The 16804-nt window shown below is 73.0% G+C and carries 15 protein-coding genes; 5 read left to right on the top strand and 10 right to left on the bottom strand.

Translation table 11 applies throughout. From position 1 onward, the window contains the following. Window positions 1-77 precede the first annotated feature (77 nt). Both Saso_RS04615 and Saso_RS04610 read right to left on the bottom strand, forming a co-directional pair. Window positions 78-674 carry a GTP-binding protein gene (locus Saso_RS04615; RefSeq protein WP_189927608.1) on the bottom strand — a complete coding sequence of 199 codons (597 nt, stop codon included), beginning with the start codon at window positions 672-674 and terminating at the stop codon, window positions 78-80. Window positions 675-844: 170 nt separating this feature from the next. Next, window positions 845-2074 (bottom strand): DUF5685 family protein, encoded by a 1230-nt coding sequence (locus tag Saso_RS04610; RefSeq protein WP_189927609.1) that lies wholly within the window; start codon window positions 2072-2074, stop codon window positions 845-847. A gap of 273 nt (window positions 2075-2347) precedes the next feature. On the opposite strand from Saso_RS04610, the gene Saso_RS04605 reads away from it, so the two are divergent. Next, window positions 2348-2785 (top strand): cell division protein SepF, encoded by a 438-nt coding sequence (locus tag Saso_RS04605; protein ID WP_189927610.1) that lies wholly within the window; start codon window positions 2348-2350, stop codon window positions 2783-2785. Between the two features lie 41 nt (window positions 2786-2826). Here Saso_RS04605 and Saso_RS04600 read toward each other — a convergent pair whose 3' ends face one another. Beyond that, window positions 2827-4017, bottom strand: coding sequence for an acyl-CoA dehydrogenase family protein (locus tag Saso_RS04600; RefSeq protein WP_189927611.1), 1191 nt, complete (start codon window positions 4015-4017; stop codon window positions 2827-2829). 142 nt (window positions 4018-4159) lie between these two features. Beyond that, window positions 4160-5761: an MFS transporter gene (locus Saso_RS04595; RefSeq protein WP_189927612.1), complete on the bottom strand. Its 1602-nt coding sequence runs from the start codon at window positions 5759-5761 to the stop codon at window positions 4160-4162. 338 nt (window positions 5762-6099) lie between these two features. On the opposite strand from Saso_RS04595, the gene Saso_RS04590 reads away from it, so the two are divergent. Beyond that, a complete protein-coding gene (locus Saso_RS04590; protein ID WP_189927613.1) occupies window positions 6100-7323 on the top strand; it encodes a glycosyltransferase family 39 protein in 1224 nt (407 codons plus the stop codon). A gap of 224 nt (window positions 7324-7547) precedes the next feature. Continuing rightward, window positions 7548-8612 carry a phosphatase PAP2 family protein gene (locus tag Saso_RS04585; protein ID WP_189927614.1) on the top strand — a complete coding sequence of 355 codons (1065 nt, stop codon included), beginning with the start codon at window positions 7548-7550 and terminating at the stop codon, window positions 8610-8612. Window positions 8613-8727: 115 nt separating this feature from the next. Here Saso_RS04585 and Saso_RS04580 read toward each other — a convergent pair whose 3' ends face one another. The 3 genes from Saso_RS04580 to Saso_RS04570 form a co-directional block, all read right to left on the bottom strand. Beyond that, window positions 8728-8943 (bottom strand): I78 family peptidase inhibitor, encoded by a 216-nt coding sequence (locus Saso_RS04580; RefSeq protein ID WP_189927615.1) that lies wholly within the window; start codon window positions 8941-8943, stop codon window positions 8728-8730. A 319-nt stretch (window positions 8944-9262) separates the two neighbouring features. After that, window positions 9263-10255: a helix-turn-helix transcriptional regulator gene (locus Saso_RS04575; protein WP_189927616.1), complete on the bottom strand. Its 993-nt coding sequence runs from the start codon at window positions 10253-10255 to the stop codon at window positions 9263-9265. Between the two features lie 85 nt (window positions 10256-10340). Then, window positions 10341-11066: a LysM peptidoglycan-binding domain-containing protein gene (locus Saso_RS04570; RefSeq protein WP_189927617.1), complete on the bottom strand. Its 726-nt coding sequence runs from the start codon at window positions 11064-11066 to the stop codon at window positions 10341-10343. A gap of 539 nt (window positions 11067-11605) precedes the next feature. On the opposite strand from Saso_RS04570, the gene Saso_RS04565 reads away from it, so the two are divergent. Beyond that, a complete protein-coding gene (locus tag Saso_RS04565) occupies window positions 11606-12388 on the top strand; it encodes a hypothetical protein (RefSeq protein ID WP_189927618.1) in 783 nt (260 codons plus the stop codon). Between the two features lie 933 nt (window positions 12389-13321). Then, window positions 13322-13729, top strand: a complete 408-nt coding sequence (locus Saso_RS04560; RefSeq protein WP_189927619.1) for a hypothetical protein — start codon at window positions 13322-13324, stop codon at window positions 13727-13729. A gap of 60 nt (window positions 13730-13789) precedes the next feature. On the opposite strand, the gene der is transcribed toward Saso_RS04560, so the two are convergent. The 3 genes from der to cmk all read right to left on the bottom strand — a co-directional run bounded on the left by der (window position 13790) and on the right by cmk (window position 16704). Further along, complete coding sequence (der, locus tag Saso_RS04555; protein WP_189927620.1) at window positions 13790-15280, bottom strand: ribosome biogenesis GTPase Der; 1491 nt, start codon at window positions 15278-15280, stop codon at window positions 13790-13792. 87 nt (window positions 15281-15367) lie between these two features. After that, window positions 15368-16060: a lysophospholipid acyltransferase family protein gene (locus tag Saso_RS04550; RefSeq protein ID WP_189927621.1), complete on the bottom strand. Its 693-nt coding sequence runs from the start codon at window positions 16058-16060 to the stop codon at window positions 15368-15370. Further along, a complete protein-coding gene (cmk, locus tag Saso_RS04545; RefSeq protein ID WP_189927622.1) occupies window positions 16018-16704 on the bottom strand; it encodes a (d)CMP kinase in 687 nt (228 codons plus the stop codon). Before cmk ends, Saso_RS04550 begins: the two co-directional genes overlap by 43 nt. Window positions 16705-16804: the final 100 nt, after the last annotated feature.

Here is a 16804-nt window from a genome sequence, read left to right as displayed (position 1 = left end):
CCCGTGCCTTCTCCACCGGTCTCGTCCGCCCCGCCCCCGGCCCTGTTCGCCTCTGCCCCGCCCCCGTCCCGCGGTCTTCAGCGCGCCCCGACCGCCGGGCGTCCCTCAGCGGCGCGGAAGCCGACCACCCGGTCCATCAACGCACCGAGCACGTCCCGTACGGAGCCGCGCTCACGGGCGTCGCACTCCAGCAGGGGCACCTCGGCGCTCAGCCCCAAGGCCTCCCGCACCACCTCCGGTTCGAACCGTTCGGCGCCGTCGAAGCGGTTCACCGCGAGGACGAACGGCGCACCCTGGGCCTCGAAGTAGTCGAGGGCCGGGAAGCACTCCTCGATCCGCCGGGTGTCCACGAGGACGACCGTTCCGAGCGCGCCCTCCACCAGGTCGTCCCACAGGAAGGAGAACCGGCCCTGCCCGGGCGTACCGAACAGGTAGAGGGTGATGGCGGGATCGAGCACGATCCGGCCGAAGTCGAGCGCGACGGTGGTGCTCGTCTTGGACTCCACGCCTTCGAGGGAGTCGATCCCGACCGACACCTGGGTGATCGCCGCCTCGGTGCCGAGCGGCTCGATCTCGGAGACCGTGCCGATGAAGGTCGTCTTGCCGGCCCCGAGGCCGCCGCTCACCACGATCTTCACGGCGAGCGGGACGGTGCTGTCAGAGCGCCCGGACATCATCCCTGATCCTTTCGAGCATCCGGAGCCGGTCGCTCCGCGGGTCCGCGACCCACGAGCGGCTGCCGCCGACACCGACGACCGCCCGCCCGAGGTCCCGCCCCGCCCTCAGATACGTCCCCGTACCCCCACCCACTCACCCGACCCTGCGCCAGGGGTCCGTGCTCAGGTCAGCAGGAGCAGTCGCAGGCGCAGCACTCACAGCATTCGCACGCGTCACAGCAGCTGCAACAGTCGCCGCAGTCGCTGCACCAGCCCTCGCGCCTGCGCCGCGACCAGGGTCCCTCGAACTCGTCGGCGCAGCAGGCCTTGCAGGTGCAGCACAGGCCGAGTGCGACCGCGCATCCGGCCCAGAAGCCCCGCCGGTCGGGCCGGGGCGGCTCGCCGCCGAAGGGGTTGCCCCCGTAGGGGTTGCCGGGTCCGTGCGGGTCCACCGGTCCGCGCGGGGCGTACGGTCCGGTCGGCGGGCCGAAGGCGCCCTCGGCCGGGTGTGCGCACGACCGGGTGCCGAACGCCCGGTCCACGGACCGCCCGAGCTCGTGCGCGAGCAGCAGATGCGCGAGCCTGCCGTCCGTGAACTCGACGTCGCGCAGGGCGAGCCGGATGCCGTGCAGGGCGTCGTCGGCGAGGCGGCGGGCCTCGGTGAGCGGGGTGCCGGTGGCCGTCAGGGGGTTCCAGGCACCGGCCGCCGCGTCGGCCTCCCGGTCCTCGACCGCGTCCAGCAGATGCGCCAGCCGTCCGAAGAGGCGGCCGGCCTCGGCGAGGGGCACGGCGTTGCCCGGCCGGCCCGCCAGGACCGCGGTGTGCGCGAAGGCGGCCGCGGTGGCCGTCTCGGTCGGTTCGGTGACGGCCGTCAGCGGGATGCCGGGCCCGGCCAGCGCCTCGATGCCGACCTGCCGTTCGACGGCGTCGACGAGGACGGCGGTGTCGAACCCGACGGCGGCCCCGCTCCGTTCCCCGGCCCGCCCCCAGCCGGCGGCGACCCGGCGCGCGGCGACGGCGACGGGCCGCCGGGCCAGCAGCCCGTCCCCGTCGGCGACATGGTCGCGCACCTTGGCCGAGGCGAGCACCAGCGAGACCGCGGCGGCGAGCCGCGCGCCCTCGCCCTGCGCGACGGACGCGGTGCGCATCCCGCGCAGCGGACAGGGTCCCGCCGTGCGCCGCCGCCCCCCGGCGCCGGCCCGCTCGGCCTGAGCTTCCGTCAGAACCGATATGAGCAGGCCGTCGTAGTTGGTGACGACCCGGGCGAACTGCCCGTGGTCGCCGCGCAGCGCGAGGCAGAGCCCGCACAGGTGCGCCATCCACTGGGCCTTGAGACCTTCTCCGAGCCGGTGTGTACACGGCCTGACGATTCCGAACACGACAACCCCCGTCGTCCCTGGGACATTGAGCTGCCGCATGTTATCGACCGATTGTCATGCCGGATCGGGGGTACCCGGTTCACCCGGACGCACCGTCCGTCACCCATCCGCCACGAAGAATCATATTTCACTCACAGTCAGCAGCCGCATGCGGTACGACCCTTGGGAGACGCGGGCTCTCGACGTATTCGCTGTGCACCAGTACCGTCACAAACCCCCCGCGCGGCGCCTAACCACTTGGCGCGACATCCGCATCATGGACGACCATGGGGAATGCGGAAAGCAGAAAGCCCGCTGTGAGAGGAGGCGTCCATGGGATCGGTGCGCAAGGCAAGTGCCTGGCTTGGCCTCGTCGACGACAACGATGACGAGCGTTACTACGACGACGACTATTCCGAGGGGACCGACTCCGGGGACGCCTGGGTCACCGACCCCCGCGTGAAGGTGGCCACGGACACGGCCGAGGAGAAGGGCCGCCGGATCGGCACCGTCACCCCGGACAGCTTCCGGGACGCGCGAGCGATCGGTGAACTGTTCCGGGAGGGCGTCCCGGTCATCATGAACCTCACGGCCATGGAGGCCGGGGACGCCAAGCGCGTCGTCGACTTCGCGGCCGGGCTGATCTTCGGCCTGCGGGGTTCGATCGAGCGGGTGTCCACCCGGGTGTTCCTGCTGACCCCCTCCAACACGGAGATCGTGAACGGAGACCCGTCCGCGCACCGGACGGACGGATTCTTCAACCAGAGCTGAGGCAGGGCCGCTCACCGGCCCTGCCCCGGCTCCGGGCCGGGTCAGCGAAAGGCGTCGAGTCCGGTGAGCGCCTTGCCCAGGACGAGCTGGTGCATCTCGACGGTGCCCTCGTAGGTGAGCACCGACTCCAGGTTGGTCGCGTGCCGCATGACGGGGTATTCGAGCGAGATCCCGTTGGCGCCGAGGACGGTACGCGCGGTCCGGCAGATCTCGATCGCCTCCCGTACGTTGTTGAGCTTGCCGAAGCTGACCTGCTCGGGGCGCAGGCGGCCGGCGTCCATGCGCCGCCCCAGATGGTGGGCGAGCAGGATCCCCTTGTGCAGCTCGACCGCCATGTCGGCGAGCTTCGCCTGGGTGAGCTGGAACCCCCCGATGGGCCGTCCGAACTGCTCACGGGTCCTGGAGTACTCGACGGCCGTCTCGAAGCAGGAGCGCGCCGCTCCCATCGCGCCCCAGACGATGCCGTAGCGCGCGTGGGACAGACAGCTGAGCGGCCCGCGCAGCCCGGTCACCTCCGGCAGGACCGCGTCGGCGGGCAACCGCACCTCGTCGAGCACGAGCTCGCTGGTCACGCTGGCCCGCAGGGACCACTTGTGCTTGATCTCGGGCGCGGAGAACCCGGGAGCGGCGGTGGGCACCACGAAGCCGCGGATGCCGTCGTCGGTCTGCGCCCAGACCACGGCCACCCCGGCGACGGACCCGTTGGTGATCCACATCTTGCGGCCGGTCAGCACCCAGTCCGACCCGTCCCGCTTGGCGTACGTCCGCATCGCGGCGGGGTCGGAGCCGTGGTCGGGTTCGGTGAGGCCGAAGCAGCCGATCACCTCACCGGCGGCCATCCCCGGCAGCCAGGTCTGCTTCTGCTCCTCGCTGCCGAAGCGGTGAACGGCGTACATGGCCAGGGAGCCCTGCACCGACACCAGGGACCGGATCCCGGAGTCGGCGGCTTCGAGTTCGAGACACGCGAGGCCGTACTGCACGGCGCTGGCGCCCGCGCACCCGTACCCGTCGAGCGACATCCCGAGCGCGCCGAGCGCACCGAGCTCGCGCGCGAGCTCCCGGATCTCCGGCAGCTCCCCGCGCTCGTACCACTCGGCGACACGGGGCAGCACCCGGTCCGCCGCCCAGCCGCGCACGGTGTCACGGATCGCGAGATCCTCCGGCTCCAGCAGATCGTCGATCCCCAGGGGGTCGGCCGGATCGAACGGGGGCAACTTCGAGGACGCAGACATCGGCAAACCCTCCGCCACACTGAAACTAGCACCGCTAACCAACGCGTCCGACGCTACCGCAAGCCGCCGTCCCCGGGTCACCCCCCACGGCGGACGCCCGGGGCGCGGGAACCGGCGGACCGGTGCCGCGCGGGCGGGGCGCTCACGCGGAGACGCGGGAGCGGTCGACCTCCCTGGGCGAGGGGAGCGACACCTGCGCCGCGGGCGCCTCGCACTGCATGACCTGCGGCAGCCGCAGCGCCATCACCGCCCCGAGCAGCAGCAGGCCCGCGCTCACCAGCAGCGTCACATGCAGACCGTGCACGAACCCGTCCCGGGCCGCCTGTCGCAGGGCCGCCCCGGCCGGCCCCCCGAGCCGCCCGGCGACCTCGTAGGCCTCGCCCAGCGAATGCCCCGCCGCGTCCGAGGCCGACGCGGGCACACCCGGCACCGACCTCAGCCGGGGCGCGTACGCGGCGTTCATCACGCTGCCGAGCAGCGCGATCCCGATCCCCGCTCCCAGCTGGTACGACGTCTCCCCGATGGCGGCCGCGCCGCCGGCCTGCTCGGGCGGCGCCTCGCTCAGCATCGACTCGTAGGCCGCGAACAGGGTCGTCTCCAGGCCGAAGCCGAGCAGCAGGAACCCGGACAGCAGCAGCCCCGTGTTGTCGGAGCTGCCCATCGCCGTGAGCGTCAGCACCGCCAGGGCGGTGAGGACGAACCCGCCGCACACCATCCGGCGCGGTCCGAAGCGCCGCAGCAGCCGCGCCCCGGCCAGTCCGGCCGCCATCGCGGCGAAGGTCAGGGGCAGCAGCCGCAGGCCCGTCTCCAGCGGGGACAGCCCGAGCACCAGTTGGAGGTACTGCGCGGCGATCAACTCCAGGCCCACCAGCGCCAGCATCGCCAGGACGATGCAGCCCACCGAGGTGCTGAACGCCGGCCGGCCGAACATCCGCAGGTCCACCAGAGGGTGGCGGCGACGGCGCTGACGGCGGACGAACAGCAGGATCAGCGCCGCGCCCGTCAGCAGCGGGGCCACGGTGAGCGGCCCGAGTTCGCCGCCGCCCAGCCGCTTCACGCCGAGCACGACGCCGAACAGACCGGCCGCCGCCATCAGCGCGCCGACCACGTCCCAGGGGCCGTCCGACGTGCCCCGCGACTCGGGCAGCAGCAGGCGCCCCACCGGCAGGCTGACCAGCATCAGCGGGATGTTGACGAGGAAGACCGAGCCCCACCAGAAGTGCTCCAGCAGGAAGCCGCCCAGGAGGGGGCCGACGGCGGCGCCCACCGCGGCCACCGCGCTCCAGATGCCGATCGCGAGCGCCCGCTCACGCCGGTCCGGGAACACCTGGCGCAGGATCGACAGGGTCGCGGGCATGATCATCGCGCCGCCCACGCCCAGCAGACCGCGCGCCAGGATCAGGGTCTCGGCGCTCCCCGCGAAGGCCGCCAGGGCGGAGGCGACGCCGAACAGCGCGTAACCGAGCAGCAGGACCCGTCTGCGGCCCACCTTGTCGCCGAGCGTGCCGAACAGGATCAGCAGCGAGGCGCAGACCAGTGGATAGGTGTCGACGATCCAGAGCAGCTCGATGGCGCCGGGCCGCAGGTCCTCGGTGACGGCGGGCACCGCCACGTGCAGCACGGTCGCGTCGACCGCGACCAGCAGCAGGCTGACGCACAGCACCACCAGGACGACCCAGCGGTTGGCACCGGCCCCGGCCGCCCGACGGCGGAGCCCAGCGGCGGCCGTGGTCGTCCCGGACATGAACGTACCTCCCAGGTGATCCCCCGGTTCGGCGGGCTCACGGGGTGGGGACTCCCCGCGGCTCGGCCGGAGAGGAGCGGTGATCTCCGGCCCGCGCAGACGAACACGAGTGGAACGCAGCGTACGCGAGTTCGCGCCAGGGCCACGTGGCGGACCTCTCACCGCCCCGAGGCAACCCCTGTGGCGTACGCCACTCCCGCGCCACCTCCCCGTCACCCCCGTTCCACCTCACGGGCACTTCCCCGCACCGCTCCGCTCCCCGTTTCTCTGTCGCCTTGCGGGAGCGGCCCGGACGTGCGCCGGTCCGGACCGGCGCACGCGGCGTCGATAATCGGCCCGTGACCGATCTCCAGACGCGCGCGGCGCCCCCCGGCCCCGCCGCTGCCCTGCGCCGGGCGGCCCCCGCCCTCCTGGGGTACGCGGCCGTGCGCGCCCTGGGTCTGCTCGCCCTCGCCCTGTGGAGCGCCGCCCGGGACAAGGACGCGTACACGCTGCTGACCGCCCGCTGGGACGCCCTCTGGTACGCGCGGGTCGCCGGAGGGGGATACGGCTACGAGATCCGTCTGCCGAACGGGGACGTCCACTCCGATCTCGCCTTCTTCCCGTTGCTTCCCTGGCTGGAGAGGCTCCTGCACGCGGCGGCCCCGCTCTCCTACGGGGGCGCCGGGTTCCTCGTGTCACTGCTCGCCTCGCTCGCGGCGGCCTGGGGGATCTTCGCGGTCGCCGACCGGGTGTACGGGCGCCGCGCCGGGGTGTGCGCGGTGCTGGTGTGGGCCGCCCTGCCCGTCGGGATCGTGCAGTCGATGGCGTACAGCGAGTCGCTGTTCACCGCGCTGGCCGCCTGGTCGCTGTACGCGGTGCTCACCGGCCGGTGGGTGACCGCCGGGGCCCTCGCGTCGCTGTCCGGCCTGACCCGGCCGATCGGGCTCGCGGTGGTCGCCGCGGTGTGGGCGGCGGGTGCGGTGTCCCTGCTGCGGGACCGGGGGGCCCGCCCGGCGGACCCGTCCGGGCGAATCGGCGGCCCGGCGCCCGGGCCCGGCGCGTCCGTCGGCGCTCGCGCCCCCCGCACGGCCGTCGTCCTCGGCATGCTCCTCGCGCCGCTCGGCGCCGCCGGATACGTCCTGTGGGTCGGCCGTCGCACCGGCCGGGGGCCGCTCGGATACCTCCACGTCCAGGCGGGCTGGCGCAACGGCTTCGACGGCGGCTACGCGTTCGCCCGCTTCGTCGCCGCCAAGTTCACGTCGTTCCCGTCCGCCCTGGCCGGTCTCGGCCTGATCGCCGGCGTCGGCCTGCTGCTGTGGCTGTACGTCGTCTGCGTCCGGCAGCGCCAGCCGCTCCCCCTGCTGGTGTACGGGGGTGTGGTCCTCGCGCTCGCCCTGTGCGCGTCGAGCTACTTCGGCTCCAAACCGCGTCTGCTGCTGCCCGCCTTCCCGCTGCTGCTGCCCCCGGCCGTGGCCCTGAGCCGGCTGCGGACGTCCAGGTCGGCGGCGGTGCTGGGGTGCCTGGCGGTGGGGTCCGCCGTGTACGGGGCGTGGTGGCTGAACGGCAGCGGTCCCCCGTAGGGAGCACCGGCCCCCTACAGATGGAATCCGCTTTTCGGGGAACCGTTTATACGTTCTCTAAAACTATCCCCTGGAATGATCAAAGGAATTGAAGGGATCGGGCCGCGACGATTAGCTGTTCCATAGGAATAGTCGCCGTTCTGAGAGCAATCCCACATCACATCGTCATCACAAACCCGCGGATTCGGCCGGGTCCCGAGCTCACTCGCTGTAACGTCGTTTAGGTGCGTACCGAACAAAACCTCACCCGTCTGGACCGGGTGTTCGCCAGGCTCGACCGTGAGCCGGAACGACCGGCCCACCTCGACGTGCCGAAGATGAGCAGGCACAGGATCGCGCTCTTCGGCGCGACCCTGGCCTTCTATCTGGCGATCGTGTGGCTCGTGGTGATCACGTCGTGGCTGGTCCGTCTGGACTGGCTGGTCATGTTCTTCCGGCCGTACCAGCAGTGGTCCGGCATCCACTGGTTCGTCGACTACTACGTGGTCCTCGGCCAGCGCGGACCGACCGCGGTGATGGTCGCCGCCTGGCTCGGCTGGAGATCCTGGCGGCAGCACACCCTGCGTCCGCTGCTCACCCTGGGCGCCTCGCTGCTGCTGCTGAACCTCACCGTCGGCGCCGCGAAACTGGGCATGGGCCGGCTCGGACCGCACTACGCGACCACCATCGGTTCCAACGAGATGGGTCTCGGCGGCGATATATTCCCCAGCGGCCACACCGCCAACGCGGTCGTGACCTGGGGAATCCTGGCGTATCTGGCCTCCACCCCGAGGGCGCGGCGCTGGCTGTCCGCGCTCTCCGCGGTGACCTCGCTCGGCGTCGGCCTCGCCACGGTCTACCTCGGCACGCACTGGCTCAGCGACGTGGTGCTCGGCTGGGCCGCGGGTCTGCTGATCCTGCTGGCGCTGCCCTGGTGCGAGCCGCTGATCGCCCGCGCCGAGGTCGCGATCTTCGACCTGCGCGACCGCTGGCGCGAGCGCCGCGACGGCAGGATCCCGGCACCCGTGCCGGCCGCCCCCGTCGCCCTGCCCGTGCCGTTCAAGACGGCCGCGACGGCCTCTACGGCCCAGGACGAGACCACCGCGGCCCGCGAGGCCGCGCAGCCGGCCCGCGAGACGGCCGCGCCGGCCCGTTCGCCGCGCGCCCCGGTCTACCTCGCCCCCGGCCCGCACACCACCCGTTCGGAGCGCACGCCGGTGACCCCGGTCGGCAGCCGCCGCCCGCCGCACTCGGACCGCCTCCCGCGCGGCACGGCGGCCTCCGCGGCCCGCCCCCTCGCAGGCGGCTGACCTCCTCGAAAGCCTCCCCGGACGACGGGACCCCGGTACGCACGACCCCCGGTTCCGCGCACGAAGGCCCCGGTTCCCGACCACGGGAACCGGGGCCTTCGCCGTGCCCGCGCCCTCAGCCCTTCCAGGCGCGGACCACGCGTCCGTCGTCGATCTCGAGGTTGAGCCGCCCGAAGCGGTACTCCATGGTGACGAGGGTGCCGGGGGCCAGCGGGCGGACCGTCGTCCACCCCTGTTCACGCGCGAGGCGCTCGGCCCGGGCGCCCTCGAGGCCGACGTACCGGTCCGGATCGTCCTGGGGCTCCGGCGGCGGAGTGGGATTCGATGCCATACCGCCACGCTAGGCCGCGCGCACCGCCCCGGGAACCCCGGTCCGGCGATGCGGATCATCCGGGTCACACTTCTGTCACAGGATCACGACATACGTTTCGGCCGAACTCCGTCGCACGGACGGACGGTTACGTACGCCTTCCGCGGGTATTCGAACGCAATTACCGAGCGTCGTCCGGATGCCCCGCAAAACCCGGCGGAAAGCGGGCCGAGAACCGTCCCCGGACCGCACCCCATTGCGATTTCGGGCCGGGGCACCGCAGTCGTGCGCTCATAGGAAATGCACGTTTCCCACACATCCTGCGGACCGCGCGGGCCCGCTACGCGCCGCCGGGCGGGCCGGCCGCCGCGGCCCGGGACAGGGCGCCGTCGAGACGGTCGCGGGCCGTCCTGATCGCCTCGACGAGCTCGACGGGCTCCAGCACCTCGAACGCGAAGCCGGTCATCATCACGTGGATCACCATGACGTCGAGACTCGCCGCCCCGGTGCGCAGGAGGCAGGCCCGGTCGCCGTCCGCTTCCAGCGTCCCGGCCGAGGGCGAGATCCGTTCGGCGGCCTCGGCCAGCGGCACGAGGAGCCGGACGGTGGCGCTGGTGGCGTACGCGCGCGTGGAGACACCCCGGGAGACATAGGCGGCGAGGTCCTCGGCCGGTGGCTCGCGCGGGGTGAAGCGCGGCCCGTGCGGCGGCCTCGGCACGAGACGGTCCACGCGGAACGTCCGCCAGTCCGCGCGGTCGACATCCCAGGCGACCAGGTACCAGCGGCGCTCGGTGCACACCAGGCGGTGCGGTTCGACCGTGCGCCGGGATGCCGTGCCGTCGTGGCCCAGATAGTCGAAGCGCAGGCGTTCGGCGTCCCGGCACAGATGGGCGACCTCGGTCAGGACGGCCGGGTCGACGGCGGAGGAGCGCGGTCCGCGCAGCATCGGCACGGTGAACGCGGCCAGGGCGCCCACCCGGCGGCGCAGCCGGTGCGGCAGCACCTGTTCCAGCTTGGCCAGGGCCCGCACGGAGGTCTCGCCGATGCCCTCGATGCCCTGTCCGGCGGCCGTGCGCAGTCCCACCGCGACGGCGACCGCTTCGTCGTCGTCCAGCAGCAGCGGCGGCAGCTCGGCGCCGGGGCCCAGCTGGTAGCCGCCCCCGGTGCCCGGACTGGCGTTGACCGGGTAGCCCAGCTCGCGCAGCCGGTCCACGTCCCGGCGGACCGTGCGGACCGTCACGCCCAGCCGGTCGGCGAGCTGCGCGCCGGACCACTCGCGGTGGGCCTGGAGCAGGGACAGCAGACGCAGCAGTCGGGCGGAGGTCTCCAGCATGCGCACAGTCTGTCCCACGGGGCGCGGCGGCCCCACCCGGCCGTCCCGCCGGGTGGGGCCGCCGCCGCGTACCCCGGAGGGACGGTCAGAGCGTGAGGCGCTGGCCGGGCACGATCAGGTCGGGGTCGGCCCCGACGACGTCCCTGTTGGCGGCCCAGACCCGCTGCCAGGTGAGCCCGTTGCGGGCCGCGATGGTGCTGAGGGTGTCGCCCGCGCGGACGGTGTAGTCGCCGCGGTCCGCGCCCCGGGACGCCGGGGTCGACGACCGCTCGGGCGGGTTCGACGAGGCCGACCGGGACGAACCGGAGTGCGCGGAGCTCGACTCCGCGGAGTGCTGCGAGGAGCCCGAGGAACGGGACGCCGACGAACCGGACTTCGAGGAACCCGACCGGGTGGAGGATCCTTCGGACGAGCCTACGGACGAGCCGCCCTGCGGTGCGCCGCCCGACGCTCCGGCGCGAGCGGAGCAGGTCGGCCACGCGCCCCACCCCTGGGCGTTCTGCACCTTCGTGGCGACCGAGATCTGCTGTGCCTTGCTGGCCTTGTCGGCGGTCGACGCGTACGCGGTGCCGCCGTACGCGCGCCAGGTACCGGCGGAGAACTGGAGCCCGCCGTAGTAGCCGTTGCCGGTGTTGATCGACCAGTTGCCGCCGCTCTCGCACTGGGCGATGCGGTCCCACACCCCGCTGTCGGCCGCCGAGGCGTGACCGGTCGCGGACAGCAGTCCGAGGGGGGCGAGCAGGATCGCCCCGGCTGCGACCGCCGTCCTGCGCGACGACTTGCGGGTGTGGATATCGGCACAATCGGACATGTGGATCCCTCTCTACGGACCCGGGACTCCCCCTGACCGGAGCGTGCCGCCGCGCAAGGACGCGGTCGGCGCGCTCCGCCCCCGTCCGCCGGCGGTCGTGCTGCGCGATGTCTTGCTCTGCGCGGCCGGCGGACGTACCCGGGCGGTGCTCGTTGCACACGGCGGAGCAATCTAGGCAGCTGACGGGGTGTTATCAACCAACCGCCCGTCCTCCCAGGCCAGTTGCCGGTTACCTTTGGTAGCGTCGATTTCCGGCCAGCCACTTCGTTCCCTCATTTCCGTATTTGTCGGATGGCCGGCCGTGCCACCTGTGAGTCAGCTCACCTAATCAACTTCCGTGACCTCCCCGTTACTTGACAGGGAGTGGCGGATTCCGTGCGGATCGTGACCGCGCGCACGGGACGGTTCGATTCCGTTCGCCTTCCGGCGTGACCCCGGCCACAGATCGCCCGTTGTCTCTTCATGAGCCGGGGACCGACCCGGGTCACGAGCCGGGAGCCACCCGCCTCGCCCACGCACCGCATCCGAGGGAGTCACCCGTGCCGCGCATGCTCGACGTCAGCGACGAGGTACGCGCCGAGATCGGCGACGAAGAAGCCGACCGGCTGCTCGCCGGAGACAACGCCCCGGGCAGTTACGACTGCACCTCCTGCCGCACTCCGGGCGACTCCGAGAACGAGCACACCAGCACCGTCCTGTTCATCGGGGACGAGACCGCCGTGCTCGCCTTCGCCCACTCCACCTGCCTGCCCTCCCAGGTCGTCCAGGTCACCGAGGAGCAGCTCCAGGGCGCGGTGCGTTCCATCAGCGGCGACACGGTCGACCTCGACCCCGGCAAGGTCGTGCCCGAGCAGGCGGTGCTCGGCGTCACCAGCGGACTCGTGCTGATCGCCGGGGAGTTGCACCCCGCCCTGGTCGTCGAGCCCACCGCGCCCATCGTGCGGCCCGGCACCACCGGCGCCGGTGACGACTTCCTGCCGCTCCTCATCGAGCAGGGCTTCATGCCGTTGTCCCAGCTGGCCGAGGTGCCGCCGGTGCAGCACGGGTGGTCCGTGCTGCTGGCGATGGGACAGCTGCACGCGGTGCTCCAGCCCTCGGCGAACGGCGGGCAGCCGGTCGCCTGGTGGCAGGCGCACCAGCCGTTGCAGGTGACGGAGGGGTGGCGGGCCGCCGCCAACAAGCACCAGCAGGTGCTGATGTTCGCCGCGCCGGTGGGCTCCATCGGTCGTCAGCCCCGCGAGGACCTGCTGCGGGACGCGCTGGACAAGGCCGCGGCCAACGGCCAGCTGGTCGGCGCGGCCCTGCCCCTCGCCGGAACCTGATCCCCCTCCGGACCGGCCGGCAACCGACGTCCGCAACCACCCGCCCCCGGCCAAGCCCGGGCCCACGGACAGCACACCTGAGCCGTCCACAGGCACCGACGGAGCCACGCGGGCAGCGACACGGACCGCCGCCCCGGTCCGTACCGGGGCCTCGGCCGTTGGCCATGCACGACCAACGGCACGGGCACCCCGGACCGACGCCCGGCGCCACACGCAGGCGGTCGGCGCCACACGCGGGCACCGGCGGAGTCACGCGGACAGCGGCACGGCCGCCCGGACAACCGACCCGGTCCGTCTCCGGGCCACGGCCGGGGCCGTGTACGCCCACTGGCACCGGCGGCCCGGACCGCGATCGGAGCCGCACGTAGGCGCCGGTACAGCCGAGCGGTCAGCGGCACGGGGGCGCAGACAACCGGTCAGAACCGTCCCCGGGCACCGACCGAGGACGTCCACGGCCCACGGCACGGGCGGCCCGGACCAGCGGCCGGCACCGCACACGGGCACCAGCACAACCGTGCGGGCAGCGACACGGCCGCCCGGACAACCGACCCGGTCCGTCTCCGGGCCTCGGCCCAGGCCCTGCCCGGCCAACGGCACGGACACCCCGGACCAGCGGCCGGCACCGCACACGGGCACCGGTACAACCGTGCTGGCGGCGACACGGCCTCCCGGACAGCCGGTCAGGACCGTGCGCGGGCGTCGGCACAGCCGTTGTGCGGACGAGGGCCGCGGCCCGGTCCGGGCCAAGGACCGCACGTGAGGCGCTCGGGGCGCCGACCGGACGCGAGGCGAGCCGGGGCACGGGCGGGCCGGACCGGGGCCAGGGGCGGCGCGGGCCGATGCCGGGCCAGACGCGGCGCGGGCCCGGCCGCGGACGGGCCGGGGTCGGAGGCCGGGCCGCATCTCTTCCAGTGCCGCGTCGTTTGGACATACGTGCACACCTACGACGTCCCCCGCCGCCCGTCCTTCCAGTCGATCCCGTCCGCGCGCCCCGCGCAGGACTCCCAGGGCGGCCCATCGGCCACGCCGATCTACGACGCGCTCTACGCCGAGTACGTCAAGACGTTCCGCTCGCTGCCGGGCGACCGCAGCGGCGAGGAAGACCTGGGGTTCACCGCCTTCGGGAACATCCCGGACCGCACGAGCTCCTATCCGGCGCCCCGCCCCGGGTCGTTCAGCAGCACGTACAGCGCCTACAGCGCGGGGGCGCAGAGCGCACGGCACGGAACGGGACAGCAGTCCCAGTGGCAGCGGGTGGGACAGCTCGGCCAGCAGCCCGCGCCCACCGCGATGCAGCACATCCCGGCGGCGCTGCCACCGGCCGCCCGCAGGACCTTCTGAGCGGCGGTCACGACAGGAGGGCGGCACCCGTGACGGGTGCCGCCCTCCTGTCGTGCCGCGTTACTTCTTCTTGCCCTTGGTGGCGCCGCGCTTCTCGCGCACCCGCACCGAGATGTGGATCGGGGTCCCCTCGAAGCCGAACTCCTCGCGCAGCCGGCGCTCGATGAACCGCCGGTAGCCCGCCTCGATGAAGCCGGAGGCGAACAGCACGAACCGCGGCGGCTTGGTACCGGCCTGCGTACCGAAGAGGATGCGCGGCTGCTTGCCGCCCCGGACCGGGTGCGGGTGGGCCGCGACCAGCTCGCCCAGGAAGGCGTTGAGACGGCCCGTCGGGACGCGGGTCTCCCAGCCGGCCAGGGCGGTCTCGATCGCCGGGACCAGCTTCTCCATGTGCCGGCCGGTGTACGCGGAGACGTTCACCCGGGGCGCCCACGCCACCTGGGCGAACTCGGTCTCGATCTCGCGCTCCAGGTAGTAGCGGCGCTCCTCGTCGAGGGTGTCCCACTTGTTGTAGGCGATGACGAGGGCGCGGCCCGCGTCGACGGCCATGGTGACGATGCGCTGGTCCTGGACCGAGATGGACTCGGAGGCGTCGATCAGGATGACCGCCACCTCGGCCTTCTCGACGGCGGCCGCGGTGCGCAGCGAGGCGTAGTAGTCGGCGCCCTGCTGGAGGTGGACGCGCTTGCGGATGCCCGCCGTGTCGACGAACTTCCAGGTCACCCCGCCGAGTTCGATCAGCTCGTCGACCGGGTCGCGGGTGGTGCCCGCGATCTCGTTGACGACGACGCGCTCCTCGCCCGCCACCTTGTTCAGCAGCGAGGACTTGCCGACGTTCGGCCGGCCGATGAGCGCGATCCGGCGGGGGCCGCCGACCGCGGTGCCGAAGGACTGCGCGGGCGCCTCCGGCAGCGCCTCCAGGACGGCGTCCAGCATGTCGCCGGTGCCGCGGCCGTGCAGCGCGGAGATGGGGTGCGGCTCGCCGAGGCCCAGGGACCACAGGTAGGCCGCGTCGGCCTCGCCGCTGGGGCCGTCGACCTTGTTGGCGGCCAGCACGACGGGCTTGCCCGCCTTGCGCAGCAGCCGCACGACCGCCTCGTCGGTGTCGGTGGCGCCGACCTTGGCGTCCACGACGAAGACGACGGCGTCGGCGGCCTCGATCGCGTACTCGGCCTGCGCGGCCACGGACGCGTCGATACCGAGGACGTCCTGCTCCCAGCCGCCGGTGTCGACGAGCTTGAAGCGGCGGCCCGCCCACTCGGCCTCGTAGGTGACCCGGTCGCGGGTGACGCCCGGCTTGTCCTCGACGACGGCCTCGCGGCGGCCGATGATCCGGTTCACCAGGGTGGACTTGCCGACGTTGGGGCGGCCGATGACGGCGAGCACGGGCAGCGGCCCGTGACCGGCCTCCTCGATCGCGCCCTCGACGTCCTCGATGTCGAAGCCCTCGACGGCGGCGAGCTCCATGAACTCCGCGTACTCGGCGTCGCCGAGCGCCCCGTGATCGTGCTCGAAGGCGTCCGAGCCGTCGGGCTGGATGTGGTCGTTCATGAAGTCCGTACCTCGTCGTTCATTCGTGGTGATCGGTGGAGCGGCCGTCGTGTGCGGACTGATCCACTACTCGGTATTCAGTGTCGCTCAGCGCCCGGTCAGGCGCCTGGCGTTTTCCAGGTGTGCGGCCAGGTGCTTCTGGATGCGTCCGGTGGCCTCGTCCAGGGCCTTGCGGGTACGCCGGCCGCTGCCGTCGCCCGCCTCGAACGGGTCGCCGAAGACGACGTCGACGCGGGAGCGCAGCGGGGGCAGCGCCTTTATCAACCGTCCCGGCCGTTCGGAACTTCCCAGCACGGCGACGGGCACGATGGGCGCCCCGCCGCGCACCGCGAAGTACGCGAGGCCGGCCCGCAGCGCGGCGAAGTCGCCCTCGCCGCGGGTGCCCTCGGGGAAGATCCCGAGGACCCCGCCGCTCTCCAGCACGCCCAGCGCGCGGGTGATCGCCGTCCGGTCGGTGGTGTCGCGGTCGACCTTCAGCTGGCCGATGGCGGTCAGGAACGGGTCGAGGGGGCCGACGAACGCTTCCTTCTTGATCAGGAAGTGCGTCGGCCGGGGCGCCACTCCCATCACCATCGGGCCGTCGACGTTGTGGGAGTGGTTGATCGCGAAGATCAGCGGGCCGCTCGCCGGCACCTTCCAGGCGCCCAGCACACGCGGCTTGAACAGCCCGTACATCAGGCCGACGCCGATGCGCCGCCCGACCTCGGCGCCCTTCGGGGAGGGCGCGGAACCGGAAGTCACCTCGTGGCCCGCTTCTCCTCGACGAGGGTGACGACGCACTCGATGACCTGGGTCAGCGTGAGCTCGGTGGTGTCCACCTCGACGGCGTCGTCGGCCTTGGCGAGCGGGGAGGTCTTGCGGGAGGAGTCGGCCGCGTCCCGCTTGATCAGCGCCTCACGGGTGACGTGGATGTCGGCGCCCTTGAGTTCGCCGCTGCGCCGGGCGGCGCGCGCCTCCGGGGACGCGGTGAGGAAGACCTTGAGGTCGGCGTCGGGCAGCACGGTCGTACCGATGTCCCGGCCCTCGACGACGATCCCGTGCTCGGCGGAGGCCGCGAGGGAGCGCTGGAGCTCGGTGATCCGGGTCCGCACCTCGGGGACGGCGCTCACCGCGCTGACCTTGGAGGTGACGTCCTGGGTGCGGATCGGGCCGGCCACGTCGGTGCCGTCGACCGTGATCGTGGGTGCGGACGGGTCGGTGCCCGAGACGATCTCCGGCTTGCCCGCGACGGCGGCGATCGCCGTGGGGTCCTCGATGTCGATCCCGTTGGTCACCATCCACCACGTGATCGCCCGGTACTGGGCGCCGGTGTCCAGGTAGCTCAGCCCGAGCCGGGCGGCCACGGCCTTGGACGTGCTCGACTTGCCCGTGCCCGAGGGGCCGTCGATGGCGACAATCACGGGCTGGGCGGCGCCGTTTTCCACGGAGGGACACCTTCCTGGTGCGAGGCGGTGGATGTGCGGGGCGCGACCGCGCCCCGCACAAGGTTACCGGGCACGGGTCACTCGTCCGGCCGCACGTCGG

The organism is Streptomyces asoensis, assembly GCF_016860545.1.
In the GTDB taxonomy this organism is placed as follows: domain Bacteria; phylum Actinomycetota; class Actinomycetes; order Streptomycetales; family Streptomycetaceae; genus Streptomyces; species Streptomyces asoensis.
The sequence above is the reverse complement of the archived record's forward strand: the minus strand, read 5'-3'. Positions and strand labels throughout refer to the sequence as shown.